Origin of the sequence: Brasilonema sp. UFV-L1 (assembly GCF_012912105.1) — a bacterium.
Taxonomy (GTDB): domain Bacteria; phylum Cyanobacteriota; class Cyanobacteriia; order Cyanobacteriales; family Nostocaceae; genus Brasilonema.
The window spans coordinates 1-21,175 of sequence record NZ_QMEA01000114.1; the positions used below are offsets into that span (position 1 = coordinate 1).

A 21,175-nucleotide genomic window follows, 5' to 3' on the forward strand; every position below is an offset into this window, starting at 1 on the left:
TGTGGGGCTTCTTTTTGTTTGAGCTAAAAACTATAGTTTCTGCCGCAGTGGAATTTTGTTCTCCTAGATCATTCTCTTGTAATGGTGAAAAGAGAACCACCATTAGGTGTAGGAAGATTGTAAATAATTTGATCTAGTTGAGGATCGCCTCCAGCATTTAAAGCCTTAAAGAATGTTGCTCGCTGTTCAGGAGTCACCAAAAGGCTAGCGATTCTGGTAGGAGAGTTGACAGCAAGAAAAATTTCTACATACCCACGCAACTCAAAATTTTGTGTATTCAGCAGTTCTCCATTATTCCTCACAATGTCTGGTTGTAAGATGAATTGTATGGTGTCATTCGCAGGAATAGTTAAATTATTGAATCTTGCCCTTATTCCACCTGGAACTGCAGGATCTGGAGTCAAATCACCTTCTACATTTATACCTCCAACATCAAGGAAGGTGAAAGTTTGATTAATGTCTACACTCGGTGTGACGGCTGTAAATGCAAGAGACAATATTACAGGAGTATTTGTCACATTGGCAATATTTAAGAAATACCCTTGAATGACTGTACGACGAAGGCTGCTAATCAGAGGAGGTGAAGTTATAGTAGCAGGCAATTGTGGCTTGACGAGAAGTTCAAATGTTGAAACAAGCATGATTTTTCCTATGTGTGTGTAAACTAGAACTGAGTGATTAGAAGGAATAATTGAAAACTTTCCTCAGAAGCATTGAAGACACTTCTTATTTCTTCAAGCTCCATATATTCATCAAACTTCGCTGTTGACTGAGTTCAAGCCTGAGAATTGCTGAGTTGTTCTGAGTTGTTACTGAGTTTTAATATCAAGCTTGTCATGGCGCGATCGCCCATTAAGTAAGCAAGAAACACTGATGGTTTTCTTAAGAACTACAAACTGCAATATCAACAACAATAAAAAGTTGAGACAAAGAGAAGGAATTTTGCAAATGTTATGATTAACTCATGAAACGGGGATTGCTACAGCGGAAACTGAAAGAGAATCGCAGCCGCCATGATTAGTTCAGGAGTATTACTTAATGGTCGCTACCGAGTTATCCGTCCGATTGGTGGAGGTGGTTTTGGTAAGATTTTTGAAGTGGATGATGGTGGGATAACTAAAGTATTGAAGGTTTTGAGTAAGGAGCGTTTCCACAACTCAGTTATTCAAAATAAGGCGATCGCCTTATTTCGCAGAGAAGCAGAAGTCTTAAGTCGGCTAGTACATCCTGGAATCCCACGCGTTGATCCAGACGGGTATTTTACTTGCTCTGTCCAAAACAGTTATCATCAGTTGCACTGCCTAGTGATGGAAAAAATACTGGGTTCCAACTTGCAAGATTGGTTACAAGCAAGAAGTTTTCAACCGATCACAACAGAACTTGCAATTTCCTGGTTAACCCAGTTAGCAGAAATTCTGCAGCTACTGCATCAGCGACAGTATTTTCATCGCGATATCAAACCATCTAACATCATGCTCAAACCAGATGGACAGCTCGTACTTATTGATTTTGGTGCTGTCCGGGAAGTGACAACAAGCTACTTACAAAAACAACAAGGCGATGAAACTGGTACTGTAATTATATCCGCAGGTTACACGCCTTCAGAACAAGCTGAGGGTCATGCAGTACCACAGTCCGATTTTTTTGCTCTCGGACGTAGTTTTGTCTATTTGCTAACAGGAAAATCACCTTTGGACTTCCCCAAAAATCCTGAAACAGGTGAATTAGTTTGGCGTGAGCAAGCAACTCTCGTTTCATTACATCTGGTAAACTTAATTGATCGCCTGATGGCTCCTTTCCCTGGACAGCGACCTCAAAATTCTCAAGAAATATTACAGTATCTGGCACAAATTCCCAAAAATTCTCCTACTGGATTGCGAGAATTTCTCCAGAGAATTTCAAACATCAGTTCCCTAACTTCAAGACGCAGAACTCCAAGAGAACGCTTACCCCACAGCCGAATATTTAAGTTCGTTCTTGCTGCTTTAGTTTTGTTACTAAGCACTCCTTTTTTATGGAAATCGTCACCTGCGATCGCTAATAATCTCAATTATACAGGATGGGAAAATTACGAAAAAGGACGCTTATATAGTGCCGAGTTTTACTACCGATTAGCTTGGATTTTCGACTCAAAGATGCCGCAATACCAATATAATTTAGGTTTGGTTTATGAAGACCAAAAAAAAATTGACCAAGCTCGCGCTGCTTATGAAATAGCTGTACAGAAGGATTTTGGCAAAGCTTACAACAATCTGGCACGATTAGATATCTTAGACAAAAAATACACTCAGGCAGTGTCGCTGTTGCAAAAGAGTTTGTCACTTGTTGAGGATGACGATAAGGAAACCAAATATACAATACTAAAAAATCTTGGTTGGGCGCAAATGGAACTAGGGCGCTACCAAGAAGCTCAAACCAATCTTCAGCAAGCAATTAACTTATTTAATAATAAAGCTTCTGCTTTTTGTCTCAAAGCCCAGGTTCTACAACGCCAAGGAAATCAGCAAGCCTCTGTTCCAGATTGGAAAAACTGCATGAAATATGCTAACCCACAAAGCCCTGATGAACGGGTGTTCATTAGTCTCGCACCACTAAATCTCAAGTGAGCATCTGCTCGCAATGCAGTGACAAACGCTAACAAATTTCTACAAAAATTGCATACTGAGTCTTTGCACTACGTTCAAATAGTTCATCCAGGATTTGAAGACATAGGGCTAGAAACCGGGTTTTTGATAACCTGTCAAAATTTGTGTGGTCGAGTACTAATTCTAAATGTTAAGAAATATTGCCAGTAAAATAAATTCTCTGCGAACAGCCAGAAATATATTTGTGTGCAGCTGATGTGAGCACTGATTTCGTATTTAATTTTGATTGGAGAAATCTATGCCTCTCAAAGGTCGTTGGTTAATTGCTGGTCTTGTCGCAGCCTTCAGTATCTTGTTAATAACGGCTTGCCATCGCACTGGCAATGATAAGGATGATAACTTCACGGGCTTGAAAGTTAAAGTTTTGGTGGGTAGCGCCTTGGGAGATTTTTGCAACCAAGCCGCACAAAAGTTTAATTCTACACAACCAAAGCTAGATAATGGTACACCATTTCAGATCAAATGCGAAGCGCAGGGTAGCGGTGATGTTGTTACCAAACTCGTTTCTTTAGGAAATCAATTCAAGAATGGTACTGTGCAAGCTGATGCAGAAGAGTTCCCTACCATCGTTTCTGTGGATGGGGAAATTTATCAGAGTCAACTGATTTACCGCATGAATCAGCTTTTCCCAGGACAAAAATATATTCCCGAAATCATTGATTCACCACTGTTGGCTGACTCGCCAATGGTGTTCATGGCGCAAGCTGATATTGCAGATGGACTGAGAAAAACCCCTGACTTATACAAGGCTTTAGTAACAGCTAAGACTCACCGTGATATTGACCCAGCTGCACCAGTGCAACCAGTTCACTATGTCCATAATGCACCGACTCGTTCTAATTCTGGATTACAAACTCTCGTAGCTCAATATGCCAGTGTATCGTCTAAGCGTCCAGAACAACTGACAACGACTGATGTCCAACAGTTTCAACCACAGATTCAACAAATTCAAAGCAAGATTACCCGTTACGGTATTTCTACCAATTCTTTAGCTAAAGCAATGGTTAAGAACGGTCCATATTGGGCGAGCGTGGCTTCTGTGTATGAAGAGAGCGTGATTGCAGCAAATTCCCATTTACAACCAGGTCAACAGCGCTATGAAGCAGTTTATCCCAAAGCCACATTTACCTCAAATATGCGGGCGATTTTGCCGAATGCACCTTGGGTGAGTGCAGATGAAAAGGCGGCGGCCCAAAAGTTCATTGCTTATTTGCGATCGCCTGAAATTCAAAAAATTGCCACAGATTTAGGTTTACGACCAGGTACACCAGGAGTCTCCTTGGGAACAAAGTTTTCCCAAGAATTTGGAGTCAATCCCCAAGCCAAGTACGATTCCTTGCGCCCTCCCCAACCGGAAGTTGTGGAGGCGATGCTGAAATCTTGGCAAGAAGTCGCTAAAAAAGCATCACTCGTAGTAATGGTAGTAGATTCTTCTGGGTCAATGGAAGGTGAAAAGTTATCAGCTGCACAGAATACTCTCAAAAACTACATCAACAATTTGGGACCTAAAGAGCAAATCGCTTTGATTGATTTTGACTCTCAAATTCGTCCGCCTGTATTGGTAGATGGAACACCACAAGGAAAAGAGCGCGGTTTGCAATTTCTCAGCGAACTCACAGCTGATGGTGACACAAAATTATATGATGCAGCCCTCAACGCCCGCAACTGGTTGCAGCAAAATCTTCGTCCAGATGCTATTAATGCAGTTTTGATATTAACCGACGGTGAAGATACAAATTCGCAAATATCCCTTGAGCAACTGTCACAAGAACTGCAAAAAAGTGGTTTTAATAGCGACCAACGAATTGGGGTTTTCACAGTTGGTTACGGAAACGAAGGTGAATTTAATGCTGATGCTCTCAAGAAAATTGCTGAGTTGAATGGGGGTTACTATTCCAAAGGTGACCCAGAAACAATTTCTCGGTTGATAGCAGATTTACAGGTAGAGTTTTAAATATGAAAATTGTTAATCCATTGTATTATCCGGTAGCTGTTTTAGCTGGGGCAATAACTCTTTTTCTTGGTGTGCGTTTTGTCCAGTTACCAAGTGCAATTGTGCTACCTGTGGCAGTTGGAATTACTCTTGTTAGTGCGAATTATTTGAAAGTCCGCAAACCAGAATACTTTCACTTAGAAAATCCAGAATTAGAACAAGAACTACAAAGACTTAGTGTTTCAGCTAATAGCTTAGCCAAAAAAGCCAAAGGCTTACATTTAGAAGCGACAAAAATGTTAACTGATACTTTCCATTTGGAGCTTTTAGCAGCGTTACAAATTAATTGCGATCGTGCTGTTGAACTTCCGAAAAAAATTGATAATCTGGCACGGCGTTTGCAAGATAGTCATTCACTACTTTCGGTTCAACAATTGCAACAACAGCTAGCAGAAGTTCAGCAAAGACTTAAGTCTAGTTCAGGCGTAGCAAAGCAACATCTCAGTCAACTAGCAAATAGCCTCAGCCGCAACATTCAACTAGCCAAAGAAGGTCAGGATACTCGTTTAGCACAAATTGTTAATATTTCTACCTTGATTCAAGATGCTAGTGGTATTTTACAGCGATCGCAAACTAAATTGCGTACATCTGATTTAAGCGACTCCGCACAAATTAGCGAGTTACAAGCACTGGTTGATGAATTCAGTAACCTCGAAGCAAATATTGATTTGCTGGTTTGTAGGTAATTAGGCTTGTTTTTCGTTTTTTACCATGATTTTTTGAGGTAAATATGCGTGATTTTTTTGAATGGTTAGTTGAAACAACTCATTCGATACTTATGTGGATAGTTATGTTCATAGTTATGTGGATAATTATGTCCATCATAGCTTTGCCCACACTACCATTTCTTTTGGGTAAGTCAGTTGATTTAAACTGTACTCGCTTGGAGGTTAATTATGTTAATTGTCAGCAACAGCGTTTTCACTTTTATCATCTGTGGTCTGAACCAGCTATTTCATTCAGATTAACAGGTGCTGTCATTGAGAAATATGATATTCAAACTGGAGATAGTAGAGATACGGGTTACAAAATATATCTCACTACTAGTCATGGCAAAAAAGAATTTTATGACTATCGAAGAGATGATGACTTTGCATTAAATGTTCATCAAACACTTAATCAATTTCTTAAAGGGAGTGGAGAGAAATCTTTGCATATACTAGCAAGCAAAAGTTTTTGGGGAGAAATGGAACTAATACCCGTAGGCTTTGGTTATATGATAATTGGCTTTTTCTTATTCCTAGTATTATTATTTTCATGTTTATTTTTAGGAATATACTTGTTGGAGTATTGGAAAATAAGAAGATTCTGATAAATTTTATTGAGCTTTCATTAAGTGAAAAGCATCTTTGTATTAATTTTATTGAGCCAAAGTTATGACTAAGAAAAAATCAAACTCTCAACGACAAAATCGTGTTTTCATTTCAATCGTAATTATCTTCGCATCACTATGTTTAACCTATGCACCACTACCAGGATTAGAGCAAACAGTGATCGTTGTCAGTGGTACGGAACTACAAGCACCTCTACAACAACTAGAGGCTAAATTTGAGCAGGAGAATCCAAATATAAAATTGTCACTAAAATTTCAAGGTTCTCAGGAGATGGTCAATAAATACATTGACCATAATAATGACTTTAAACCAACAGTTTTAATTCCAGCTAATGGAGTAATTCTCACAGAATTGAGCGAGAGATACAAAGCGACAAATAACAGCGAACCTTTTTATGATTCTCCTCGACCTATAGCAAAAACAATGTTAGTTGGAATTGCTTGGCAAGAACGTGGCAAAGTACTTTTCCCTGATGGACGCTTCCGTTGGCAACGCTTAGAACAGGCTATGGAAGCAGGAGACTGGAAAAAAATCGGCGGTTCAAGTAATTGGGGAAGTTTTGATTTTGTCACCACTGATCCAACTCGTTCTAATAGCGGTCAGCTAACATTAAATTTATGGGCACAATCCAAATTAGGTGGAAATCTTAACAGTGCTAGCTTAAACAATTTGTCTGTGCGATCGCTGTTTGGTTTGATTAAAAAATCAGTTTATCAACCACCTCGTTCTACAGATATTTTGTTGCAAGAATTTATTGCTAGAGGTGCTAATGATGCTGATGTTGCTACAGTATATGAAAGCATAGCGCTTTCTCGTTGGCAGCAAGCAGGTACAAATCAAGGAAAGCCTTACCAAATCTACTATCTCAACCCAACCATTGAGACAGTTTCAACTGCGGCAATTGTTCGTCAAGATATAGATGCAACAACAGCCAAAGCTGCAAGAAAGTTTCTCGATTTTCTCACACTACCAGAACAGCAAGTGGTATTCATACAGCATGGTTTTCGTTCAGTAAATAATTCTGTTGATTTAAAATCTGTGCCTAATAGTCCTTGGAGTCAAAATATCCCAGGTACTGAAATTCAACCATCTATACAGACTCTACCACCCCCTAATACCCAAATGATTACAGAAATTCAGCGCTTATGGGAAAGAGCGAATTAAATCGCGGACATCGGTAGGACTTACGCACTTTACAAATCAACTATTGTGTACTGAACGATTTGAGCGTCGGTACAGTCGTCCCAAAAACCCGGTTTCTTTAAGTTGAGTTAATGAGAACTCAAGCTTTGCAAAGAAAGAAACCGGGTTTTTTTCTCTATTCTCACATCTTGCACCATTCTCCAAGACCTAAAAAACCGGGTTTATAAACGGAAAATTAAGGTTTTAAAGTGTTGTCATTCTCAAGAAACCCCAGGTTTGACCTTGGTGCAATATATAAGTATTTTGATTTATGTACCGGCGTAAAGAGTGCTGCCTTGTTCGCAAGAATTTCCCATTTTTATCTTAAAAGTGCATAAGTTGATTTTGCTTGCATTTAATTAAAGAAGGAAGGCAACAAATTAGTCTGATTCACATAATCAGATTTTTGTAAAGTCTGCCGGGGTAAGCAATCCAGACCGGGGAAGTTTACGTTAACGCCTAAGTCCTGGTCAGTACAAAGTCAGTCAACATCAATAAACAATGAACAATGAGCAATGAACAATTATCAATGAACAATGAACAATGAACAATTATCAAATCGATAACTGATAACTGATAACTGATAATTGACAGGTGCATCCACAATGAAGTTTACTACGTTAAAGGTAAAAATACATCTTTGGTTTTTTGCTGTTTTCTTCTTGGTTTTCATACTGGTAACACTACCAAATATCTTCTTAGCAACCCCAGTTTATTCGACGGACACAACAACAGGCGGTTGGTTCCTCAGAACTCAGTACAGACAAGGTAGTCATGTGCCCCTACGCACAGATAAGAGTAAAATACTACTTGCCGAAGAATGCAAACCTCCCGTTAGTGGTCCTGCTCGAAGTCCCCTGAATCCAATGATTCCCTATATTATTAGTCCCCGTCGCACCTTTATACTCACTCATCAACCAAAACTGCGTTGGAATGCTGTGATTAGTGTTAAAAGCTACACAGTTAGTTTGTTAAAAGGTGACAAAATTCTTTGGGAAAACAAGGTCAACACCAATGAGGTAGTGTATCCTGGCAAACCACCACTTGAACTCGGTGTTGAATACTTGCTGATTGTCAAAGCTGACAACGAAAGATCTTCCCAAGAAGAGGAACAATCCGCACGGGGATTCAGGCTGTTACCAGCAACTGGGGCAAAAATTGTAAAAACAGCAATAGTTCAACCGAATAATCAACGAGTAACGGACAAAGTTAAAGCATTAGAAAATGCTTATATTTACAGTGGCTCCGGTTTGAAATCTGAGGCGATTGAGACGCTCGAAGGATTGATTGCTAGTGAAATCAAAGAAGCTTTTGTCTATCGCCAACTTGGCGAACTCTACTCACAAGTAGGATTAACTTTGCTGGCTCAGAGGCGTTACGAAGAAGCTGTGAAATTAGCAAAAACGGCTGGCGATGTTGCAGAACAGGCTGAAATTTCAACAGCATTGGGTGATTTGTATCTAGAGATTGACGAGGAACGAGAAGCCATTGATTGGTTAACCCAAGCACGAGACAACTACAAAACTTTAGGTAATAAGCAAAGAGTCAGGGAACTAGATACACAAATACAAGAGTTGAAATCTGTGTCTTTTCGAGATTCGCCAAACTGAAGTCTTTCCTCAAAGAAGATTGGAATCTGACGAGTGTTCAAGCAGTACACAGTTATCAAGGTTATGAATAACAAGTACTGATAACTGGTAACTGGTAACTGGATAAGACAAAGAAATGTAATTTTTTTATTCGGCTGCGTAAAAATATAAATTAGCTCCGATAAGTGTACAAAGGTTCAAATCAGATCCATCTGTTTTTGCACTTCTACTTTGCAACAAGCTTTAATCAATTTACCAAGACAGGAGTTTGTCCCATGAATTCTTTTCAAACTAAACAATCTAGCCTAAAAGATGAAGCAGTCCAACTGTTAAACGAGGGTGTTGAACAGTATGAAAGAGGTGAGTTTCAACAAGCCTTGGAAACTTACCAAAGAGTTCTGGCAATATTTCAAGAAATTGGCGAAAAGGCAAACGTTGAGTTTGTCCTTAACAATATTGCGTTGGTTTACTCTCGTTTTGAACAAAGTGAAAAGACGTTATTACGTACGCTTGACATCAGTGGTCAAGAAAGTAACCCTCCAATTGTGAGAAATCCTAGACGTAAGAAAAAATAACAAGTTCAATAGCAAGCTATTCTTGAATCTGCTGATGTTGAAACTTCACTCATGCACTCTTCTGCTTTTAAAAGCTTGCGCTTTATCAAAGCAATTCTTCTGCTTTCACTGATGTCTCCACTGTACAGTCTACCAGTAGAATCGCAAGCACTTGAAATCTCTATCCAAGCACAAAAGCCTCAAAACCGAAAAGCTGAAGCCAATCGACTGTTTAATGAAGGGGTTGATCAGTATGACAAAAGTCAGTTTCAACAAGCCCTGAAAACTTTCCAAAAAGCTTCAGCAATTTATCGGGAAATAGGCGATCGCCCTAATCTTGGCGAAACTCTCTCTATTACTGGAAATATTTACTACTACATTGATCAGTACAAACAAGCACTCTTATCTTTCAATCAAGCATTGGTGATTCTCCGAGAAGTTGGAGATAAGAAGGCTATTGGTGATGTATTCAATGGACTTGGAGCAGTTTATGACAAGCTGGGTGAGTCTTCAAAAGCACTTTCTTTCTATCAACAAGCCTTGGTGCTTACTGAAAATAATGGTGACTCTAAAAGGATTGCGATCGCGAAGCGGCTCCTCCGGAGCATCGCTCTCAAAAATATTGGGGGTATTTATGATTCTACTGGTAAATACCCTCAGGCTCTGAAATACTACCAGCAAAGCCTTGCCATTCTTCAAAAGATTGGCGATCAAGTCATCGTTGAGCAGACTTTGAACAGCATTGGGGTTGTATATTCTAAAATGGGGCAGTATCCCCAGGCACTAAAGTTTTATCAGCAAGCTTTGGCAATTGTCCAAACTACTAACAACCTCAAAGACAAGGGGAATATCCTTAATAATATTGGACTAGTTTACAGCGAATTAGGTGAAGATTTTCAAGCACTGAAATACTATCAGCAAGCTTTGTCGATTCGGGTGAAAATAGGTGACAAAACAGGGGAAGCAGAAACTCTTCATAATCTGGGGTTTGCTTACCATCTTCTCAAAGAAGATTTTCAAGCCTTGAAATACTACCAACAAGCCTTAAAAGTTTTTAGACAAATTGGAGGCAAAGCAGGTCTTGGGAAAAGCCTCAATAACATAGGTTTACTTTACCATCGATTAGGACAGTATTCTCAAGCAATAGATTTTTTAAAACAATCTTTGACCATTTCAAAAGAAGTTGGTGACCGGGCAAGTGTTGGGCGGACACTCGATAGCATTGGAACAGTTTATAAAAGTCTGGGGCAGTATTCCCAAGCGATGGAATTGTACCACCAAGCATTGGCAATTACCAAAGATATTGGCTTGCGTTCTCATGAAAGAATTATTCTTAGTCATATTGGTGATTTACTAGCACAACAAAACAAGTCACAATTAGCAATTATTTTTTACAAGCAATCAGTCAACGTGACTGAAGCAATTCGTCAGGAACTGCAAGTCCTACCACTCAAACAACAGCAATCTTACACAACAACCATTGCCGATACCTATCGTCATCTTGCTGATTTATTGCTGCAACAAAATCAAGTACTGGAAGCACAACAAGTCCTTGATTTGTTAAAAGTTCAAGAACTGGATAATTATTTGCACAATGTCCGAGGTAATGAAAAGACGAATCAAGGTATTGGCTTAAATGCTCAAGAACAAAAAATCGACAACTACAACCAGACCATTCTCAACCAAGAAATTCAACTGGGTAAAGAACTTGCTCAATTAGAAACAATTCCCACACTCAACCGCAAACCAGATCAAGAAAAGCGGATTGCCGATTTGAGGCTTATTCAACAGCAAATTGCCCGAAGATTTAAGGAATTTATAAATGGTCCAGAAGTAGAACAACTGCGGCGTAATGCACCAAAAGAGGCTGTGTCACCTCAGCTTTTGAACAACTTGCAAGATAACTTAAAGCGGTTGAACCAAAACGCTGTTTTGCTGTATCCCTTAATTCTAGACAACCGTCTAGAACTAGTGATGATAACTCCTTATACACCTCCAATTCGTCGCCAGGTAGCTGTTAAACGGGAAGTGGTTATTCAGGCGATTAGAGAGTTTCTTGAAGCCCTAAAAAATCCTAGTTCTGATGCTAAAGTTCCAGCAAAAAAGCTGTATGAATGGTTAATTAAGCCAATAGAAAAAGACCTTACTACAGCAGACGCCAAAACTATCATCTATGCTCCTGATGGACAGTTGCGTTACATTCCTCTTGCAGCATTGTATGATGGTAAACAGTGGATAACCCAGCGCTTAAGCACTAACTATATTACTGCTGTGAGTTTGGTAGAACTCAACACTAAACCCTTGGTTAAAGTTCAAGTTCTGGCTGGGGCAACAACACGTTACCATAACGTTGTGACGCGAGGTTCTTACAGATTTCCGTTCCCTAGTTTACGATACGCAGGGCTGGAAGTCGAAAATTTGGCTGCTATGATGCCAGAAACGAAGAAACTTATAGATGCTGAATTTAACTACCAAGCAGTTTCTTATTTAAATGACTACACAATTGTACATATGGCAACTCATGCCATGTTTGTCCCACGACAGGCGGAAGACTCATTTATTTTGCTTGGTGATGGAAGTCAGATGACTCTGCCGGATATTTCAACACTCCCACTATCTAATGTAGACTTGGTAGTGTTAAGTGCATGCGAAACCGCAGTCGGTGGTATTCTGGGTAATGGAGAAGAAATTTTGGGTTTTGGTTACCAGATGCAGGATGCGGGAGCAAAAGCTGTCATTGCATCCTTATGGTCTGTAAATGATGGCGGTACACAAACCTTAATGAATGCTTTCTACGCAATGCTGCATCAAGGTGATATGACAAAAGCTGAGGCTTTACGTCAAGCGCAAGTGGCAATGATTACGGGCAACTACTCAGGGGTTGTTCAACAGCAAAACAAAGCAATTTTAGAATCTACACGCGATCGCCTGCCGCTAAAAGTCGCTAATAATCTTAGTCACCCCTATTATTGGGCACCATTCATTTTAATTGGCAATGGCTTGTAAGAACAGGGTTTGGCATTGCCCACCCTACTCTTTGAACAGCAGGTGAGGACATCCTCACCTACCGCGCCTGTTATTTCCGTTTTGCTACTACAATGGACGATACACTCGATAGTTGATATTCGGGAAAATGTTGTCCATCAATTCAACCTTTTCTAGCCAACCACTGTCTATTTTGCCAATTTTAATGTCTTCGTAAAGCTTGTTAAAGCGCATGAGGTGCGATCGCGTCCTTCTGACAGCATAAGGTACCATTGTTCCCGTCCGCATGATAAACGCCCAGTCAGAAGACTGCGCCAATAGCAATTCCCTCGCCGCTTGGTTCAACGCTTTCCATTCTAACTCATCCTCTGCTTCTCGCGTTGATATTTCAATCATCCGCTCTGCAGCTTTGTGCAAATGTGGATAAATCCACGTATTTGTTTCGTTCAACCAATACTCATGAAATCCTTTATAACCCCAACTCGATTGAGAAGGACGACAGACTTGCTGACTTGGATTTGCCCGCAAATAATCTGCCAAGTGAGTCATTTCATAGGTCTTTTGGTCATACCACGACTTACGGAACAGGTAATCAATGAACCAAGGACCTTCATACCACCAATGTCCATATAACTCTGCATCATAAGGAGAAACAATGATTGGCGGACGCTGCATTATACCATGAAGATGTCCAACTTGCTGCTCACGATTATACATGAAATTGGCAGCGTGTTCTGCAGCTTTTTCTCTTGCCCAGTAAGGGTCGTAGAGTGCTTTATCTGCCAGTCCTAAGCCACGACCTGTTATTTTATGATACTTAATACCCGTATTTTTACGCTGACCATTCGGCATAATGTAGGGCTTGATGTACTCATACTCTGCTTCCCAGCCCAAGTCTTTGTAAAACTCCCGGTATTCTGGCGAACCGGGATAACCGACTTCAGAGGACCAAACTTGCTGAGAAGATTCATGGTCTCGACCGAAGGCAGCAACACCACTTTCTGTAAAAATTGGGGCATAGGTGCCAAATCGTGGACGGGGACGGGCATAAAGAATACCATGTCCATCTGTTAGGAAGTAGCGCAATCCTGCATCGGCTAACATCCGGTCTACACCTTCATAATAAGCGCATTCTGGCAACCAAATACCTTTGGGTGGACGACCAAAGTTTTCCTCGTAGTGTTCGCAAGCGACCTGAATTTGTGCCCACACAGCTTGCGGGTACATTTTCATCAGTGGTAGGTAGCCGTGGGTTGCACCGCAGGTAATAATTTCTAAATTGTTAGTGTCTTGGAACTGCTTAAAAGCAGTTACTAAGTCTCCCTTATTGCGTTCCCAAACTTCTCGCGTCGCGTTAAATTCACTGGCGTAATGTTCGGCTAAATAACGAATATGACCGTTGTGGACATTATGCTCAATTTCTGATTCTATCAGTTCTTCCAGTTTGGCTAGGTGAGCATCGTAGCGTTCTTGCAAAAGAGGATCACGCAGCATTGACACAAGGGGTGGTGTCATGCTCATCGTGATTTTAAAATCAACACCGTCTTGCTTCAAGCCTTCAAAGACTCGCAGCAGAGGAATGTAAGTTTCGGTAATGGCTTCATAGAGCCATTCTTCTTCCAGCACATAATCACTTTCTGGGTGACGAACGAAGGGCAGATGTGCGTGGAGGACAAGCGCAACGTAGCCGATAGCCATAATTATAGTTCCGGGATGGTACTTGTTAGATGAAAGGTTGGGATTTGGCAGATGTTAAGAATATTTTAAGACTTTATGGGGATCGTTACAGTCTTCCGTCAACTCTCCAAATTATGAATATCAAACCGTTTGCAAATGCCAATCTATTGATGCACATCTGTTTGCAACTCATTTCATACTCGCTTCACGTCGCCAAAATTTTACTTTTAAGCCATCATGAGGACGGGAAAACGGTAGCACAACCCGCTCTAAATTTTGTCCAGGGAGTAATTCCCACTGATACTCACGAATCAACAACGCAGCAAACAGCTTCATTTCCAGTCTGGCAAACTCTTTGCCCAAACATTCTCGAATCCCACCACCAAACGGAATGTGGCTGTAGACCTTTTGTTTATCAAAAGCTTGCTCAGGTGCAAAATGCTCTGGATTAAATTGTTTGGCTTGAGTATAGACATTCTCATCTTGATGAGTTTCTTGGATCTGGTAAAACACATCCCAACCTTGCGGGATGCGATACCCACCAAACTCGCAGGACTCAAGCACTTTCCGTGAACCACTGCGAACCACAGGAGGTGCTATTCGTAGAACTTCCTTTAGCACTTGCTCCAAATAAATCATTTGCTTGAGATGCTCGTGTGTTAACGGTTGTGTCAACCCTAGTTGCTCTTGTTCTGCACGGGCTGCTTGCAGCACCTCTGGATGTTGAGCAAGCAATAAACACAAAGATGTGAGTGCTGAAGTTAAGGTTTCATGTCCAGCAACGAGCATTCCCAACACGTTATCCTTCACTTCCTCTGAACTCAGACGATTACCCGCTTCATCTTGCGCCTGCAATAGAATTTCCAAAACATCCTGATTAGAGTTTCGATGTTGTTGGCGTTGGTGAATCATTTCATCAATCCGTGCAAGAAGCTGCTCACGCGCACGAACCGCTCGATCAAACTTGCTCCCAGGAAATCGGATGGGAATAGATAACAGTCCCTCACTCCAAGTCTCATAAACTTTTTCCAGATTTTCATCCGAGGCAGTTTCAACGCCCACAAACAACTTGCAGGCAACATCAAGCGTATATTTCTTGAGTTCGGGATACCAAGTTAACGTCCCCATGCGTTCCCATTCATGCAAATAACGACGAGTTATATTTTCCATTGCCCTGGCATACTCAGCTAATGCTCTTGGTCCAAAGGCTTGGAATAACTGCCGACGTAGCATTTGGTGAGCGCTACCTGTCTTGACGCCAATTGAATTCGCTCCCAGTAACACCTTAAAACTAGGAGTATTGGTCATCTCGAATCGCTGACTTTCATTAGTGAACAAAAAACGGGTTGCATCTGCTCCAATGAAAACAATCGTTGGACGACCAAACAGATGAGTTTTGAAAATTGTTCCATATCGCTTTTGTCGCTGCTCGATAAAACGGGCTGGATCGCGCAAATAGCTGATGGATTCACCAACAATGGGCAAACCGAAGTGACCAGGAGGCAACGGGAGCTTTCCTTTCGGGGTTTGCCAAGCAAATCGCTGAGTCCAGAGGCTGGTCATGCTGTTTTCTGCTGTTTAGTAGATAAAGATATTTTTATTTACGATACTGTATCGTAAATAAAAATAAAATGTCAATTGGACAACTGCTTGGTAAGTTGTTTAGATACGAATGCCTTAAAATGACGATCGCATGAGTAAACCTGTCAAAAGTCCACCAGGACGACCCCGTAGTGCCCAATCCCATCAAGCGATTCTGCAAGCAGCCCTGGAACTGCTGGCAGAAGTTGGATTTGAGCGGATGAGTATTGATGCAATAGCAGCCCGTGCAGGAGTTGGCAAACCCACAATTTACCGGCGCTATAAATCGAAAGAAGAACTAGTTGCAGACGCGATTGAGAGTTGTAGACAAGAGTATATTGTTCCTGACACTGGTAGCCTCTGGGGTGATATTGATGCGTTGATCAACAGTGCTGCACAAATCACATTTACCCCTTTGGGACGACAGACAGTTGCTATGATGATCAGTACTGCATCTAGCAATCCTCAGTTCGCTCAGGTCTACTGGACAAAATACTTACAACCTCGACGACAAGCCTTCGCTGTTGTATTTGAACGCGCAAAATTGAGAAATGAAATTCAGGCAGATTTAGATTCTGATCTAGTGTTTGACTTGATAAGTGGAATCATGCTTTATGCACTCGTGTTTCAAGCTACAACTGAACCTTGGGAAGGATATATTCGTCGTACCTTGCATCTTCTTCTGAGAGAACCACCAAGCTGACTTTGCTTAGACAAAAAGCCGGGAGAGTGTCAATGAGGTGATTTATGACTCGTCCGTCTCCTCATACAACTGCTGCAACTCCTGCAACTGCGTCCTGCGTGAACTCCGGCGATATTTCTTACTTTCTAGCTTCGGTTCGTACTGAGTTTTTCCCTTGCCTTTAGTTTTTACCTTGACAGTAGATTCAGGATCTGCTTGTTGGTTAAGTTGAGTTTGGCGCTTAATAACTTCCTCTAAAAAGTCTAAATAATGCTGATATCGTTCCCAATCTCCACGAACTATGCACTCCGGTTCGTCTCGATGCAGACAATCACTAAAACGACAGCTACCAACTGCTAACTTTTGTCTTGCTTCTGGGAAATAACTTGCTAATTCTTCTGGAAAGCAATCAAGGTCTGGTTGGTTAAAACCGGGAGTATCTGCCAATAAACCGCCACTTGGCAATTCAAATAATTCTACGTGACGAGTCGTGTGGCGACCTCGTGCTAGTTTGCCAGAAACCTCTCCCACTCGTAAGTTAACATCGGGAATGAGTGTATTAATAAGGCTGGACTTGCCAACCCCAGAAGGTCCGGCAATCACTGTAATCTTGTCTTTAAGCTTAGTGGAGACTTGGTCAATATTAATACTTTTATTAACACTAATAAATATTGCTTGGTAGCCCCAACTTATCAGCTGCTCATTAATTTCTACTTGCTGTTCTTTTGAAATTAAATCGCTCTTATTCAAGCATAAAACTACATCTATATCTGTTGACTCAGCCTTTACCAGAAAGCGACTAAGTTGGAAAGGTTCTAAAGGTGGATCTGCAACAGCAAATACCAGCAAGATTTGGTTAACATTGGCAATTGCTGGACGATCTAATTCACTTTTACGGGGTAAAACTTCGGCGATCGCCCCTCGTCCACCAGCCCAATCAGGTTCTTCTACGACGACGCGATCGCCAACCATCACCTGTTGCCCAACTTTTTTTAAACGGGTTCTGCGAGTGCATAACAGGACAAGGCGATCGCTTTGGCGGGCAATCGGGAGATCGGGAGATCGGGGAGTGGAGGAAGTAGGGGGAGATTCCAAATTTTGAATGACATCTTTCGCTTCGGCCCACGGCTTTGCCTCGCGGCTACGGCTCACGACGCTACGCGATTTTGAATTTTGAATTGATTTGTCCCCTACATCCAACTGTACTTGGTAAAAATTAGCTTGCACGGCTAGAACCGTGCCTAAAACACAGCTTTCTAAGCCTTCCCCTCTCATGAAGTACTAACAGGGCGGCGAACTAGCAAAGAAAAATAACTCTCACAATCTGTGATTTTCTCTACCTGATAGCCTGCCATTGTCAGACTATCAGGAACCTGCTCAATCGGCTCTCCTGGATCTAGCCAAACTTCTAGTAACTCTCCCGGATTCATTTGCTCCAGACGGAGTTTCGTCCTCACAAAATTTATCGGGCAAGGGGTGCCGCGCAAATCAAGTTGAGCATTAGGAGTTGAGAGGGAAGATAGACTCATCGTTGGTGAAAAAAGTTTCCCAAAAAACCTTCTAGTCCGCCTTTACCAGTGCGATCTCCTTTAATTTTAGCGAGCTTCTCCAGAAGTTCACGCTCTTCAGCCGTCAATTTATTTGGAATATCAATTAACACTGTAATCATGTGGTCGCCACGACTAACGGGATTACCCAAGCGTGGTACTCCACGATTTTCCAGCTTCATCACAGTATTTGGCTGAGTTCCAGGTGGAATCAACAATTCTTCTGGTCCATCTACTGTATTGACCTCTAAGCGGCAGCCTAAAATTGCTTGAAGGTAGCTGATTTTGAGATCTGAGAGGATGTTGATACCATCCCGATGGAATTCTTCGTCCTCATTGATAAACAGATATACGTATAAATCTCCAGGAGGACCACTGCGTTGACCAGCATCTCCTTCTCCAGAAATCCGCAAGCGTGTGCCGTTGTCCACTCCTGGTGGAATGGATATTTTCAATTTCTTCGTAACTTGTTTTGCACCTTTACCGTCGCAAGCATCACATTTATCTTCGATTACCATCCCCGTACCATTACAGGTAGGACAAGTCGAAACTTGCGTGAAGCTACCAAAGGGCGTTCTGGTAACACGACGTACTTGACCTGTTCCGCTACAAGTCGAACAAGTGCGAGGGCGAGTTCCGGGTTTTGCACCAGATCCGCTACAAATCTCACAAGTTTCTAAATGAGAAATGCGAATTTCCTTTTCACCGCCAAAGACTGCTTCCCGAAAGTCTAGCTTTAGGTCTAGGCGCAAATCATCGCCTCGTACTGGTCCACTGCGTCGTCTTTGCGTTGAACCACCCATGCCGCCAGCAAAACCGCTGAAAATGCTTTCAAAGATATCAGCAAAGCCACCCATGTCGCCCATATCTTGGTAGCCAGCAGCCCCACCATTCACAGCAGCTTCACCAAAGCGGTCATAACGTGCGCGGGTTTCCGGCTCAGAAAGAACTTCATAAGCACGGTTAATTTCTTTGAAACGCTCTTCCGCTCCCGGTTCTTTGTTCACGTCTGGGTGATACTTCCGGGCTAGACGGCGGTAAGCGTGTTTGATTTCTTCTTTGTCGGCGTCACGAGAGACACCTAGAGTTTCATAATAGTCGCGAGCCATATAGCAAAGGTGAAAGTTAAAAGGTAGAGAGCAGCTATGCACACAGAACTTTGAACGGCGACTGCCACCGTACAGAAGTTCAAGAAGGCAGAAGGCAATAGTTAAGTTTTATTAATACTAAAATTTTACCTTTTCCTTTATACAAAAATCACCATAACAGTTGTGAATGCCGAGTACTGAGTCAAAAGAATCTGGAATTAGTTTTGAAATCAAAGACTAACTGTTTAGACCAGAAAAATTTTTACTCACTACTGACAACAGCAGCAGGTGCTTTCCTCATGGTAAACGACAAAAGCAATAGCCTGAGGCTGCCTCTTTTACAATTGTGCTACGTAGATGGCAAAGACTCCGCCTATTTTACAGAGGAGCTAACCGCACTAAAAAGTGTGGAAAACCGTTCATGAAAGGTTAGGTGTTACCGATTCAACACTCGAAGGCTTGCTTACAAGCCAATTTCAGAGATTGAATTCTTAAAAGTGTAGATGAATGAGAATCTAAAATCTGTCATTTTTGCACACAACGTTTTTTGCCCTTAGGGCATGCTTCCTTCCTTGAATTCCAACAGAGCGGTACTAGTACGTCGGGCGCGTAAATAGAGCAACCCTATGGCTGACGCCACGCCTTACGGCTATCGGGTTCACCAGTCGCCTCTGTCGGGAAACCCTCCTGCAGCGCTGGTTCACCATTTAAAATCCACAAAAAGCCCATTCCATAATACTTTTGACTTTTGACTTTTGACTTTTGACTTCCGCCTTGCGGTACTAGTCTATTGCTTCGTAACCAACCTGCATCGTACTCTCGTCTTTAAAATCAAAGTCTAACGATGGTGTTGATGTTCCACTAACAGACCCTGTGGATTCTAAAGTCATTAGATTATCTAGATGATCTGAACCTTCGGCTACTGTATCAGTTTGGCTATTAACGTGGTTATAAATTTGGGAACCAATGGCAAACAAGGTTTGCAGGAAGTCATCTAGGTGTTGTTTGAATTCAGCTACAGAGATAGCGTCATTTGTCATTGCTGCTTGTAGCTGTATGATTTTTTCATTTGCCAAGACTCTAAGCTGGTCACTCACCATATCACCATTATGCTTTAAGGTTGATTCGTAACTGTACAGTAGATGATCTGCCTGATTTTTTATCTCAACCAATTGCATACGTCTTTTATCTTCTTCAGCAAACATTTGAGCTTGTTGCCGCATTCTTTCAACTTCGTTGGCGCTCAAACCACCTGTATTGGTAATGATAATACTTTGTTCTCGAAGAGTGCCTTTGTCTTGTGCTGCGACTTTGAGAATACCATTAACATCAATTTCAAAACAAACTTCAATTTGCGGTACTCCACGAGGAACTGGCGGAATTCCTGGAAGAAAAAATTTGCCCAAACTCTTGTTATCCCGTGCCATTGCTCGTTCACCTTGAAGGACGTGAATTTCTACGGAGGTTTGCCCATCAACTGCTGTAGAAAAGATTTGAGACTGGCTGGTTGGAATTGTGGTGTTGCGTTCAATAATTTTGGTGAACACTTCTCCTAATGTTTCAATTCCCAAAGATAAAGGTGTAACATCTAACAAAAGCAAATTATCAACTTCACCACCCAGTACCCCAGCTTGGATAGCAGCCCCTAAGGCGACTGCTTCATCGGGATGGACACAGCGATCTAGAGTTTTGCCATGAAAAAATTTGATGAGGGCGTTTTGAACAGCAGGAATACGAGTGGAACCACCTACTAAGATTATCCGATCAATGTCCCGTGGTTTGAGTTCTGCGTCTTTGAGTGCTTGACTCATCGGTTCGATAGTCGCTTGAACCAGATGTGCTGTTAACTCTTCAAATTTGGCGCGACTAAGTTCCATCTGCAAATGCTTCGGTCCTGTTTCATCAGCCGTGAGAAAAGGTAAGTTAATTGAAGTGCTGATCCGACTGGAAAGTTCAATTTTTGCCTTTTCTGCTGCTTGGTGCAAACGTTGCAGAGCCATTTTATCAAAAGAAAGGTCAACTTTCTCTTCTTCCTGGAAGCGTGCCATCATCCACAGTACAATACAATGATCAAAATCGTCTCCACCTAGGTGGTTGTTACCACAAGTTGCTTTTACTTCAAACACTCCATCCCCCAGTTGTAGGATAGAGACATCGAAGGTACCGCCTCCTAGGTCAAATACGAGAATGAGCTGCTCTTGGTCTTGTTTGTCCAACCCAAAGGCTAAAGCAGCAGCAGTCGGTTCATTAATAATCCGCAAAACTTCTAGTCCGGCAATGGTACCAGCGTCTTTAGCTCAAACAAAAAGAAGCCCCAC

The 21,175-nt window shown here is 41.6% G+C and carries 15 protein-coding genes and 1 pseudogene; 9 read left to right on the plus strand and 7 right to left on the minus strand.

Annotation, left to right across the window (positions count from 1 at the left end; genetic code table 11):
• Positions 1–68 precede the first annotated feature (68 nt).
• Complete coding sequence (locus DP117_RS25590; protein WP_169221039.1) at positions 69–641, minus strand: hypothetical protein; 573 nt, start codon at positions 639–641, stop codon at positions 69–71.
• 372 nt (positions 642–1,013) lie between these two features.
• Here DP117_RS25590 and DP117_RS25595 point away from each other — a divergent pair, with 372 nt between their 5' ends.
• The 8 genes from DP117_RS25595 (at position 1,014) to DP117_RS25630 (ending at position 12,303) form a co-directional block, all read left to right on the plus strand.
• Complete coding sequence (locus DP117_RS25595; protein ID WP_169221040.1) at positions 1,014–2,606, plus strand: serine/threonine-protein kinase; 1,593 nt, start codon at positions 1,014–1,016, stop codon at positions 2,604–2,606.
• Between the two features lie 277 nt (positions 2,607–2,883).
• On the plus strand, positions 2,884–4,599 hold the full coding sequence (locus tag DP117_RS25600; RefSeq protein WP_169221041.1) for a VWA domain-containing protein: 1,716 nt from the start codon (positions 2,884–2,886) through the stop codon (positions 4,597–4,599).
• Between the two features lie 2 nt (positions 4,600–4,601).
• A complete protein-coding gene (locus DP117_RS25605) occupies positions 4,602–5,324 on the plus strand; it encodes a hypothetical protein (RefSeq protein WP_169221042.1) in 723 nt (240 codons plus the stop codon).
• Positions 5,325–5,452: 128 nt separating this feature from the next.
• Positions 5,453–5,950, plus strand: coding sequence for a hypothetical protein (locus DP117_RS25610; protein WP_169221043.1), 498 nt, complete (start codon positions 5,453–5,455; stop codon positions 5,948–5,950).
• Positions 5,951–6,014: 64 nt separating this feature from the next.
• Positions 6,015–7,136 (plus strand): substrate-binding domain-containing protein, encoded by a 1,122-nt coding sequence (locus DP117_RS25615; RefSeq protein ID WP_169221044.1) that lies wholly within the window; start codon positions 6,015–6,017, stop codon positions 7,134–7,136.
• A gap of 623 nt (positions 7,137–7,759) precedes the next feature.
• Positions 7,760–8,764, plus strand: a complete 1,005-nt coding sequence (locus DP117_RS25620; RefSeq protein WP_169221045.1) for a tetratricopeptide repeat protein — start codon at positions 7,760–7,762, stop codon at positions 8,762–8,764.
• A 254-nt stretch (positions 8,765–9,018) separates the two neighbouring features.
• The gene (locus DP117_RS25625) at positions 9,019–9,318 is read left to right on the plus strand and encodes a tetratricopeptide repeat protein (RefSeq protein WP_169221046.1); all 300 of its coding nucleotides are present in this window, start codon (positions 9,019–9,021) and stop codon (positions 9,316–9,318) included.
• 51 nt (positions 9,319–9,369) lie between these two features.
• Complete coding sequence (locus DP117_RS25630) at positions 9,370–12,303, plus strand: tetratricopeptide repeat protein (RefSeq protein ID WP_169221047.1); 2,934 nt, start codon at positions 9,370–9,372, stop codon at positions 12,301–12,303.
• An 87-nt stretch (positions 12,304–12,390) separates the two neighbouring features.
• Here the strand turns inward: DP117_RS25630 and DP117_RS25635 are convergent, their stop codons facing one another.
• Both DP117_RS25635 and DP117_RS25640 read right to left on the minus strand, forming a co-directional pair.
• A complete protein-coding gene (locus DP117_RS25635; RefSeq protein ID WP_169221048.1) occupies positions 12,391–13,980 on the minus strand; it encodes a glycoside hydrolase family 57 protein in 1,590 nt (529 codons plus the stop codon).
• 168 nt (positions 13,981–14,148) lie between these two features.
• Positions 14,149–15,522: a cytochrome P450 gene (locus tag DP117_RS25640; RefSeq protein WP_169221049.1), complete on the minus strand. Its 1,374-nt coding sequence runs from the start codon at positions 15,520–15,522 to the stop codon at positions 14,149–14,151.
• Positions 15,523–15,652: 130 nt separating this feature from the next.
• Between DP117_RS25640 and DP117_RS25645 the strand changes: the two genes are divergently transcribed.
• Positions 15,653–16,243: a TetR/AcrR family transcriptional regulator gene (locus DP117_RS25645; RefSeq protein WP_169221050.1), complete on the plus strand. Its 591-nt coding sequence runs from the start codon at positions 15,653–15,655 to the stop codon at positions 16,241–16,243.
• Between the two features lie 42 nt (positions 16,244–16,285).
• On the opposite strand, the gene rsgA is transcribed toward DP117_RS25645, so the two are convergent.
• The 4 genes and pseudogenes from rsgA to dnaK all read right to left on the minus strand — a co-directional run.
• Positions 16,286–17,497 carry a small ribosomal subunit biogenesis GTPase RsgA gene (gene rsgA, locus DP117_RS25650; RefSeq protein WP_169221051.1) on the minus strand — a complete coding sequence of 404 codons (1,212 nt, stop codon included), beginning with the start codon at positions 17,495–17,497 and terminating at the stop codon, positions 16,286–16,288.
• The gene (locus tag DP117_RS25655; protein WP_169221052.1) at positions 17,494–17,751 is read right to left on the minus strand and encodes a sulfurtransferase TusA family protein; all 258 of its coding nucleotides are present in this window, start codon (positions 17,749–17,751) and stop codon (positions 17,494–17,496) included. The genes rsgA and DP117_RS25655 overlap by 4 nt, the downstream gene beginning before the upstream one ends.
• Positions 17,748–18,878 carry a molecular chaperone DnaJ gene (gene dnaJ / locus DP117_RS25660; protein WP_169221053.1) on the minus strand — a complete coding sequence of 377 codons (1,131 nt, stop codon included), beginning with the start codon at positions 18,876–18,878 and terminating at the stop codon, positions 17,748–17,750. Before dnaJ ends, DP117_RS25655 begins: the two co-directional genes overlap by 4 nt.
• Positions 18,879–19,639: 761 nt before the next feature.
• Positions 19,640–21,151, minus strand: a pseudogene (gene dnaK / locus DP117_RS25665) (molecular chaperone DnaK); the annotation flags it as partial.
• Positions 21,152–21,175: the final 24 nt, after the last annotated feature.